We start from the raw sequence: 9545 nt of genomic DNA, 5'->3' as shown, positions 1-9545 counted from the left end.
GAGCGCTCTCGGCCCTGCCGACGTGAAGGCCGACGACGTCGAGATCGCCAAGTCGAACATCCTGCTCATCGGCCCGACGGGCTGCGGCAAGACGTACCTCGCCCAGACGCTCGCGAAGCGCCTCAACGTGCCCTTCGCCGTCGCCGACGCGACGGCGCTCACCGAGGCGGGCTATGTCGGCGAGGACGTCGAGAACATCCTCCTCAAGCTCATCCAGGCCGCCGACTACGACGTGAAGCGCGCCGAGACGGGCATCATCTACATCGACGAGATCGACAAGATCGCCCGCAAGGCCGAGAACCCGTCGATCACGAGGGACGTCTCGGGCGAGGGCGTCCAGCAGGCACTGCTCAAGATCCTTGAGGGCACGGTCGCCTCGGTTCCGCCGCAGGGCGGCCGCAAGCATCCGCATCAGGAATTCATCCAGATCGACACGACGAACGTGCTGTTCATCGTCGCGGGCGCCTTCGCCGGGTTGGAAGACATCATCTCCAACCGCGCCGGCAAGAAGGGCATCGGCTTCGGCGCCCCGCTGCACAGCAAGGGCGACGACCTCAACCGCTTCAGCGAGGTGCTGCCGGAAGACCTGCACAAGTTCGGCCTCATCCCCGAGTTCATCGGCCGGTTACCCGTCGTCACGACGGTGACGCCGCTCGACCGCGAGGCGCTCATCCAGATCCTCACTGAGCCGAAGAACGCACTGGTGCGTCAGTACCAGCGCATGTTCGAGTTCGACGGCGTGGAACTCGACTTCGAGCCCGCCGCGCTCGAGTCGATCGCCGAACTCGCGGTCCTGCGTCAGACCGGTGCCCGCGGGCTCCGCGCCATCATGGAGGAGGTGCTCGGCCCCATCATGTTCGAGGTGCCGTCCACCGACGAGGTCGCCCGGGTCGTCGTCACGCGCGCCGCAGTGATGGAGAACGCGGCACCCACCATCGTGCCGCACCTGTCCTCGGTGCCCGCCGAGAAGTCCGCCTGATCTCGTCGGCGCCTCCGCGTCACCCGGCCGGTCGCGCGCCGATGCGCCAGGGCTAGTCGAGTCCGCGCCGCGCGAGCAACGGCTCGATGGCGGCATCCCGCCCGCGGAAGTCGCGAAACGCCTCGAGCGGATCCTTCGACCCGCCGACGCCGAGCAGGCACTCGCGGAACCGCTGGCCGTTCTCGCGGGTCAACCCGCCGTTCTCCGTGAACCACTCGACGGTGTCGGCATCGAGCACCTCGCTCCAGATGTACGCGTAGTATCCCGCGTCGTAGCCGCCCGAGAAGGTGTGGGCGAAGTAGGTGCTCGAGTAGCGCGGCGGCACAGCCGGGTTGTCGAGACCGGCCTCGGCGAGCGCTGCCGCCTCGAACAGCTCGACGCTGCCCACCGCAGCCGCCTGCTCCGGGCTGAGCCGGTGCCACGCCTGGTCGAGCATCGCGGCCCCCAGGTATTCGCTGGTCTTGAATCCCTCGCCGAAGGTCTTCGACGCGTTGATGCGGTCGACGATCTCCTGGGGGATGGGTGCGCCCGTTTCATAGTGCTTCGCGTAGTTGGCGAGAACGTCGGGCCAGAGCATCCACATCTCGTTGACCTGAGAGGGGTACTCGACGAAGTCGCGGGCGACGTCGGTGCCGGCGAAGCGCGGGTAGGTCGTACGGCCGAACAGCCCGTGGAGGGCGTGGCCGAACTCGTGGAACAGCGTCTCCACCTCGTCGAAGGTGAGCAGCGTCGGCTCGCCGTCGCCCGGCTTCGGCACATTGTGGTTGTTGACGACGATCGCCGTGGAGCGCCCGAGCAGGCGCGTCGCGTCGACGAGCGAGTTCATCCACGCCCCGCCGCGCTTCGAGTCGCGGGTGTAGAGGTCGTAGAGGAACAGGCCGAGCGGCTCGCCGTCCTCCTCCCTCACCTCGAAGACGCGCACGTCCGGGTGGTAGCCGACGAGGTCGGGCCGCTCGGCGAAGGTGATCCCGTAGAGGCGGTTCGCGGCGAAGAACACGCCATCCTGAAGCACGCGCTCCGCCTCGAAGTAGACCCGGAGCGCGGCGGTGTCGATGTCGTAGCTCGCCGTGCGCACCCGCTCGGTCCAGAACGGCCAGTCGGCGGCCGCGATGGGCGCGCCGGCGAGGGCCTCCAACTGCTGCTGTTCCCGCCGCGCATTGCGCGCGGCGGCCGGGGCGAGCCGGCCGAGCATCGCCGCGACGGCATCCGCGCTCCTCGCCGTCTCGTTGGCGGTGACGTAGTCGGCGTGGTGCCGGAAGCCGAGCAGGCGGGCGCGCTCCGCGCGCAGCCGCACGATGTCCAGGACGAGCTGCCGGTTGTCGTTCTCACCGCCGTGGCCGCCCCGCGCGCGGGACGCGGCCATGATGCGCGCGCGCGTCGCCGGGTTCGTCAGGGTCTCGAGCCAGGGATGCCCGGTCGGCAGAACGAGGGTGACGAGGTATGCGCTGTCGAATCCGCGCTCTGCGGCCGCGGCGGCCGCGGCGGAGAGTTCGGCATCGCCGAGGCCGGCGAGGTCTGCGGCGTCCTCGACGAGGACGGCGAGCGCGTTGGTGTCGGCGAGGAGCTGCTTCTCGAAGCGGGTCGTCAGGGTCGAGAGCGTCTGGTTGTACGCCGACAGCGTCGCCCGCTCGGCGTCGGGCAGGCCCGCGCCGGCGAGGGTCATGTCGGTGTACGTGCGCTCGACGAGGTAGCGCGACTCGGGGCCGAGGTCGAGGGTGTCGAGCGCGGCATGGACGGCCGCGACGCGGCGGTAGAGCGCCGGGTTGAGGGTGATGGCGTCGCGGTGCGCGGCGAGGCGGGGAGCGAGCTCCTCCTCGAAGGCGTTGGTGAAGTCGTTGCTGTCCGCGCTCGACGTGTTGAAGAAGACCGCGGCGACCCGGCGCAGGGTCTGCCCGGAGCGCTCCAGCGCGATGAGCGTGTTGTCGAAGGTCGCAGGACCGGGGTTGGAGACGATCGCCGCCACCTCGACGGTCTGCTCGGCGAATCCGGTCTCGAACGCCTCGCGGTAGTGCTCGTCGCGGATGAGGGAGAACGGCGGCAGTTCGTAGTCGAGAGAACTCGGAGCGAGGAGCGGATTCGCGGCCATTCGCTCAGCCTACGATGGGGCCATGAGCGCATCGGAGCGGTACCTGCACGGCCATCACGAGAGCGTGCTGCGCTCGCACTCGTGGCGCACGGTCGAGAATTCCGCCGCCTACCTCGTGCCCTATCTGACGCCGGGCGCGGACCTTCTCGACGTCGGGTCGGGGCCGGGGACGATCACCCTCGACCTCGCGCGGCGTCTTCGACCCGGGCGTGTCGTCGGCGTCGACGCGTCGCCGGACGTCGTCGCCCAGGCGACGGCGCTCGCGGCGGACGCCGAGGCGGCGAACGTCTCGTTCGAGGTCGGCGACGCCTACGGCCTCGACTTCCCCGACGCCTCCTTCGACATCGTCCACGCCAACCAGGTGCTGCAGCACCTCGCCCGTCCGGTGCACGCGCTGCGCGAATGGCGCCGGGTGCTCAAGCCCGGCGGCATCCTCGCGGTGCGCGATGTCGTCTACCGGGCAACGGTCTGGGCGCCTGCGAACCCGGGCCTCGACAGCTGGCTGGACGCCTACCTCGCGTCGGCGCGCTCCACCGGAGGGGAACCCGATGCGGGCGCCTCGCTCAAGGCCTGGGCGCGCGAGGCGGGCTTCGAGGGCATCGAGTGCACGGCGTCGGTGTGGTGCTTCGCCTCCGACGTGGAGCGCGAATGGTGGGGCGGCTCCTGGGCCGACCGGGTGCTCAAGTCGTCATTCGCGGTGCAGACCATCGAGGCCGGGGCCGCCGATCTCGCCGATCTCGAGGGGATGGCCGCGGGCTGGGCGTCCTGGCGGGACGACCCCGACGGCTGGCTCGCCATGACCCACGGCGAGGTCATCGCCCGGCGGCCGCTGGACGACTGAAGCGCCGAGACGGCGAGAGGTCAGGCGACGGTCGCGGTGTCCGCGGCGCGGTCGTAGGTGATGACCGTCCCGTCGTCGAGTTCGACGATCGGATTTCCCTCGAGCCAGGTGAGCGTCCAGCCCCAGCCCTCGGTCTCGACCCCCTGCTCCGCGAGCTCCTCCTCGATGGCGGTGATGGCGCTCACCACCGCTTCGGGGAGTCGCTGCGGAGGGGTGTCGCCGAAGCCCCAGCGGGTGCCGATCTGCATGAGACCAGGTTACGGTGCGGGAAGCTCGCCTGGGATCGCATCGAGGATCTCGATGCCGTCGCCGTCGGCCCAGGTGATCTCGTCGATGCGGCCGACGGCTTTGAGGTCGACCTCGGCGGAGCGCAGCGCGTCGAGCTGGGCCGGGGTGCCGGTGATCGTCAGCGAGACGATGGGCGTCTTCTGCGAGACCTTCGCCTCGGTCTTGACCCGGCGGATGCCGACGAGCGCGGCGCTCGCGGCCGCAAGCGCGTCGGGCCCGTCCGCGATGGTGAGGTCGGCGGAGGTCGGCCACGGCGCGGTGTGGATCGACCCGTCGTTGAACCACGACCAGGACTCCTCGGTGGCGAAGGAGAGCACCGGGGCGAGCAGGCGCAGCAGGACGCTGAGCGCCTGACGCAGTGCGGCGGCGGCGCTGGCGTGGCCGGAGGCGCCACCGACCGAGCCGTGGGCGCGCTCCTTGACGAGCTCGAGGTAGTCGTCGCAGAAGGTCCAGAAGAACGTCTCGGTGACCTCGAGCGCGCGGGCGTGATCGTAGGCGCTGAAGGCCTTGGTGGCCTCGTCGACGACGACGGCGAGGTCGCGCAGCATTGCGAGGTCGACGGGCTCGGTCACCGCGGAATCCGCCGGCGCCTCGAACCCGAGGACGAACTTCGCCGCGTTGAGCACCTTGATGGCGAGGCGGCGGCCGATCCTGACCTGCGTCGGACTCTGCGGGTCGAAGGCCGCGTCGGTGCCCAGCCTGCTCGAGGCCGCCCAGTAGCGCACCGCGTCGGAGCCGTGCGAGTCGAGGATGTCGGACGGCGTCACGACGTTGCCCTTCGACTTCGACATCTTTTTGCGGTCGGGGTCGACGATGAAGCCCGAGATGGCAGCGTTGCGCCACGGCGTCACACCGTGCTCGAGCTGGGCCCGCAGCACCGTCGAGAACAGCCAGGTGCGGATGATGTCCTGGCCCTGCGGGCGCAGGTCGTACGGGAAGAGCGCGTCGAAGAGCGCGGGGTCGCGCTCCCAGCCCGCGGCGATCTGGGGGGTGAGCGAGGAAGTCATCCAGGTGTCCATCACGTCGACCTCGCCGACGAAGCCGCCGGGCACGCCGCGCTGCTCCGGGGAGTAGCCGGGCGCGGGGTCGGAGGACGGGTCCACCGGCAGCAGCGCGCGCGGCGGCACGATCGGCTCGTCGTACCGGGGGCTGCCGTCGGCGTCGAGCGGGTACCAGACCGGGATCGGCACGCCGAAGAAGCGCTGGCGCGAGATGAGCCAGTCGCCCGAGAGCCCGCCGACCCAGTTCTCGTAGCGCACCCGCATGAAGTCCGGATGCCAGGCGATCTCCCGCCCGGCGTCGAGGAGCCGTTCGCGCAGCACGTCGTCGCGAGCGCCGTTGACGACGTACCACTGCCGGGTCGAAACGATCTCGAGCGGGCGATCGCCCTTCTCGAAGAACTTCACCGGATGCTGGATGGGCTGGGGCTCGCCGACGAGCTCGCCGGAGGCCTCGAGCGCCTTGACCACCGTCTGCTTCGCGGTGAAGACCGTCGCCCCGGCGATCGATTCGTAGAGCTCGCGGCCCGCAGGCGCCGTCAGCCACTCGGGCAGGGCCGAGACGATGCGCCCGTCGAAGCCGATGATCGCGCGGTTCGGCAGGTTGAGCTCGCGCCACCACACCACATCGGTGACGTCGCCGAAGGTGCAGATCATCGCGATGCCGGAGCCCTTGTCGGGCTGCGCGAGGTGGTGGGCGAGAACCGGCACCTCGACGCCGAAGATCGGGGTGCGCACTGTGCTGCCGAAGAGCTCCTGGTAGCGCTCGTCGTCCGGGTGCGCGACGAGGGCGACGCACGCCGGCAGCAGCTCAGGGCGGGTCGTCTCGACGAACACGTCGCCGCCCTCGCCGTGGAAGGCGAGCCGGTGGTAGGCGCCGGGCTGCTCGCGGTCTTCCAGCTCCGCCTGGGCGACCGCGGTGCGGAAGGTGACATCCCACAGCGTCGGCGCGAGCGCCTGGTAGGCCTCACCGCGCTCGAGATTGCGCAGGAACGCCAGCTGGGAGCTGAGCAGCGCCTCGCGCCCGATGGTGCGATAGGTCTGCGCCCAGTCGACAGAGAGCCCGAGCTGGCGGAAGAGCGACTCGAACTGCTTCTCGTCCTCCTCCGTCAGCCGCTCGCAGAGCTCGATGAAGTTGCGGCGCGAGATCGGCGCCTGGTCGGCCGCCTTCGAGCTTCTGTTGTCGCCGCCCTCGAACGGCGGTGCGAAGCCGGGGTCGTACGGCAGCGAGGGGTCGCAGCGGACGCCGTAGTAGTTCTGCACGCGGCGCTCGGTGGGCAATCCGTTGTCGTCCCAGCCCATGGGGTAGAACACGTGCTTGCCCTGCATGCGCTGGAAGCGCGCCATGACGTCGGTGTGCGTGAAGGAGAACACGTGGCCGATGTGCAGCGAGCCGGATGCCGTGGGCGGGGGCGTGTCGATCGAGTAGATCGCGCCGCGACCGGCCGCCAGAGCGGAGTCGCGATCGAACGAGAAGGTGCCCTCGCGCTGCCAGGTGTCGCCCCACTTCGCCTCGAGGCCTTCGAGGGCGGGCTTCTCGGGGATCTGGGCAGCGCACATCTGCGGGGTCTCGATTCGATATATGCGGCACCGGGTCTGCGGGTGTCTGAGTGTGGGGATCACGGTCAGTGTACCGGCTAGAATCGAGGCAGCGACAGCGATCCGGCCATCACCGGGGAGTCTTCGGAAGAGCCGTGCGAGCGGGGTAGAGCCGAACGGGACGAGCCCGTCACAGCTCACGAGAAGCGGGCGCAGGACGCGCCAATCGAGGTGGTACCGCGGAGAGATCCGTCCTCGTCGAGTGAATCCGAGGAGCACCGTGCCGTACCCGAAATCCGAGCAGCCCGCTGTCGTTGCGAGCCCGCGTTTCCCCGCGATCGAGGAAGGCGTCCTCGCCTTCTGGAAGCAGGACGGCACGTTCCAGGCCTCCGTCGACAATCGCGACGGCTGCGCGGAGTGGGTGTTCAACGACGGGCCGCCGTTCGCGAACGGCCTGCCGCACTACGGCCACCTCCTCACCGGGTATGCGAAGGACGTCTTCCCCCGCTTCCAGACCATGCGCGGCAAGCGCGTGCCGCGCGTCTTCGGCTGGGACACCCACGGCCTGCCCGCCGAGCTCGAGGCCGAGCGCCAGCTCGGCATCAACAGCAAGGCCGAGATCGAGAAGATGGGCCTCGCCGCCTTCAACAAGGCGGCCAAGGAATCCGTGCTCAAGTACACCCGGGAGTGGGAGGAGTACGTCACCCGGCAGGCCCGCTGGGTCGATTTCGAGGGCGGCTACAAGACCCTCGACCTCGGCTACATGGAGTCGGTGATCTGGGCGTTCCAGCAGCTCTACGACAAGGGCCTCGCGTACGAGGGCTACCGGGTGCTGCCGTACTGCTGGCGCGACGAGACGCCATTGAGCAACCACGAACTGCGCATGGACGACGACGTCTACAAGATGCGCCAGGACCAGACGGTGACGGTGACGTTCCCGCTCGACGGCGAGAAGGCCGAGGCGCTGGGATTGACCGGCGTCAAGGCACTCGCGTGGACGACGACCCCGTGGACACTGCCCACGAACCTCGCCCTCGCGGTCGGCCCCGGCATCGCCTACGCGGTCGTGCCCGCAGGCCCGCACGGCGCGGCCGACTCGCCGGAGACGGCGGGGGAGTACCTGCTCGCCGCCGAGCTCGTCGGGGCGCACGCGAAGGACCTCGGCTACGACTCCGCCGACGACGCGAAGGCCGCGATCGCGCGGACCGTCGCCGGTCGCGATCTCGAAGGCGTGCAGTACGCGCGGCTGTGGGATCACTACGCCGACACCGAGGTGTGGGGCACCGAGAACGCCTGGCGCATCCTCGTCGACGACTACGTCTCGACGACGGAGGGCACGGGCATCGTGCACCAGGCGCCCGCCTACGGCGAGGATGACCAGCGGGTCACCGAGTCGTACGGCATCCCCGTCATCGTCTCCGTCGACGACGGCGGCAGGTTCCTGCCGAACATCGCCGAGGTCGCCGGCCTTCAGGTCTTCGACGCGAACAAGCCGCTCATCCAGCTGCTGCGCTCGATGGGCCGCCTGCTGCGCCTGGCGAGCTACGAGCACTCGTACCCGCACTGCTGGCGCTGCCGCAACCCGCTCATCTACAAGGCGGTGAGCTCGTGGTTCATCTCGGTGCCCGACATCAAGCAGCGCATGCTCGAGCTCAACCAGCAGATCAACTGGGTGCCCGAGAACGTCAAGGACGGCCAGTTCGGCAAGTGGCTCGAGGGCGCGCGGGACTGGTCGATCAGCCGCAACCGGTTCTGGGGAAGCCCCATCCCGGTGTGGAAGAGCGACGACCCCGACTACCCGCGCATCGACGTGTACGGCTCGCTCGACGAGCTCGAGCGCGACTTCGGGGTGCGCCCCGACGATCTGCACCGCCCGTACATCGACGAGCTCACCCGGCCCAACCCGGACGACCCGACGGGCCGGTCGACGATGCGTCGCATCGCGGACGTCTTCGACGTCTGGTTCGATTCGGGCTCGATGCCGTTCGCGCAGTACCACTACCCGTTCGAGAACGTCGGGTTCTTCGAGAGTCACAATCCGGCCGACTACATCGTCGAATACATCGGCCAGACGCGCGGCTGGTTCTACGTGCAGCACGTGCTCTCGACCGCGCTCTTCGACCGGCCGGCCTTCCTCAACTGCGTCAGCCATGGCATCGTGCTCGGCTCGGACGGCCAGAAGATGTCGAAGAGCCTGCGCAACTACCCCGACGTCAACGAGGTCTTCGACCGTGACGGCTCCGATGCCATGCGCTGGTTCCTCATGTCGAGTCCGGTGCTGCGCGGCGGCAACCTCGTCGTCACCGAAGAGGGCATCCGCCAGGGAGTCCGCGAGGTGCTGCTGCCGCTCTGGTCGACGTGGTACTTCTTCTCGCTCTATTCCAACGCGTGCGGCTACGAGGCGGTGCGGCGCACGGATTCACCGAACGAGCTCGACCGCTACCTGCTGGCCAAGACGCGCGATCTCGTGAGCCAGGTCACCGCCGACCTCGACGCCTTCGACACCCCGCTCGCCGCGAGCCGGCTGCGCGATTTCGCCGACGTGCTCACCAACTGGTACGTGCGCCGCTCGCGCGATCGGTTCTGGGAGGGCGTGACGGCCGACGGCGCGAACGCCGAGGCGTTCGACACCCTCTTCACCGTGCTCGAGACCGTGCTGCGCGTCGCCGCGCCCCTGCTGCCGCTCGTCAGCGAGAACATCTGGCAGGGCCTCACCGGCGGCCGCAGCGTGCATCTGACCGACTGGCCCTCGGCGGAGGAATTCCCCGCCGACGACACGCTGGTGGCCGTGATGGACCGGGTGCGCGAGATCTC

6 protein-coding genes are annotated in these 9545 nt (G+C 69.5%); 3 read left to right on the top strand and 3 right to left on the bottom strand.

The genetic code is table 11. The features are described from left to right. The coding region (gene clpX, locus M7D61_RS03470) for an ATP-dependent Clp protease ATP-binding subunit ClpX (RefSeq protein ID WP_298227647.1) at positions 1 to 979 on the top strand (979 nt) is incomplete at its 5' end. A gap of 52 nt (positions 980 to 1031) precedes the next feature. On the opposite strand, the gene M7D61_RS03465 is transcribed toward clpX, so the two are convergent. Next, the gene (locus M7D61_RS03465; RefSeq protein ID WP_298227645.1) at positions 1032 to 3065 is read right to left on the bottom strand and encodes a M3 family metallopeptidase; all 2034 of its coding nucleotides are present in this window, start codon (positions 3063 to 3065) and stop codon (positions 1032 to 1034) included. 22 nt (positions 3066 to 3087) lie between these two features. Between M7D61_RS03465 and M7D61_RS03460 the strand changes: the two genes are divergently transcribed. After that, positions 3088 to 3906 (top strand): methyltransferase domain-containing protein, encoded by an 819-nt coding sequence (locus M7D61_RS03460; RefSeq protein ID WP_298227644.1) that lies wholly within the window; start codon positions 3088 to 3090, stop codon positions 3904 to 3906. Positions 3907 to 3926: 20 nt separating this feature from the next. On the opposite strand, the gene M7D61_RS03455 is transcribed toward M7D61_RS03460, so the two are convergent. Beyond that, a complete protein-coding gene (locus tag M7D61_RS03455; protein ID WP_298227642.1) occupies positions 3927 to 4154 on the bottom strand; it encodes a hypothetical protein in 228 nt (75 codons plus the stop codon). A gap of 9 nt (positions 4155 to 4163) precedes the next feature. Beyond that, positions 4164 to 6752: a valine--tRNA ligase gene (valS, locus tag M7D61_RS03450; RefSeq protein ID WP_298227640.1), complete on the bottom strand. Its 2589-nt coding sequence runs from the start codon at positions 6750 to 6752 to the stop codon at positions 4164 to 4166. Between the two features lie 259 nt (positions 6753 to 7011). On the opposite strand from valS, the gene ileS reads away from it, so the two are divergent. Continuing rightward, positions 7012 to 9545: isoleucine--tRNA ligase (gene ileS / locus M7D61_RS03445; protein ID WP_298227638.1), on the top strand; the 2534-nt coding region annotated here is incomplete at its 3' end.

Source organism: Gryllotalpicola sp., from assembly GCF_027352875.1.
Lineage (GTDB): Bacteria > Actinomycetota > Actinomycetes > Actinomycetales > Microbacteriaceae > Gryllotalpicola.
The sequence above is the reverse complement of the archived record's forward strand: the minus strand, read 5'-3'. Positions and strand labels throughout refer to the sequence as shown.

Bases quoted from the DNA above. Each gene is read 5' to 3' on its own strand.
- M7D61_RS03465 (WP_298227645.1), bottom strand. From the start codon at position 3,065: ATGGCCGCGAATCCGCTCCTCGCTCCGAGTTCTCTCGACTACGAACTG.
- M7D61_RS03460 (WP_298227644.1), top strand. From the start codon at position 3,088: ATGAGCGCATCGGAGCGGTACCTGCACGGCCATCACGAGAGCGTGCTG.
- M7D61_RS03455 (WP_298227642.1), bottom strand. From the start codon at position 4,154: ATGCAGATCGGCACCCGCTGGGGCTTCGGCGACACCCCTCCGCAGCGA.
- valS (WP_298227640.1), bottom strand. From the start codon at position 6,752: ATGTGCGCTGCCCAGATCCCCGAGAAGCCCGCCCTCGAAGGCCTCGAG.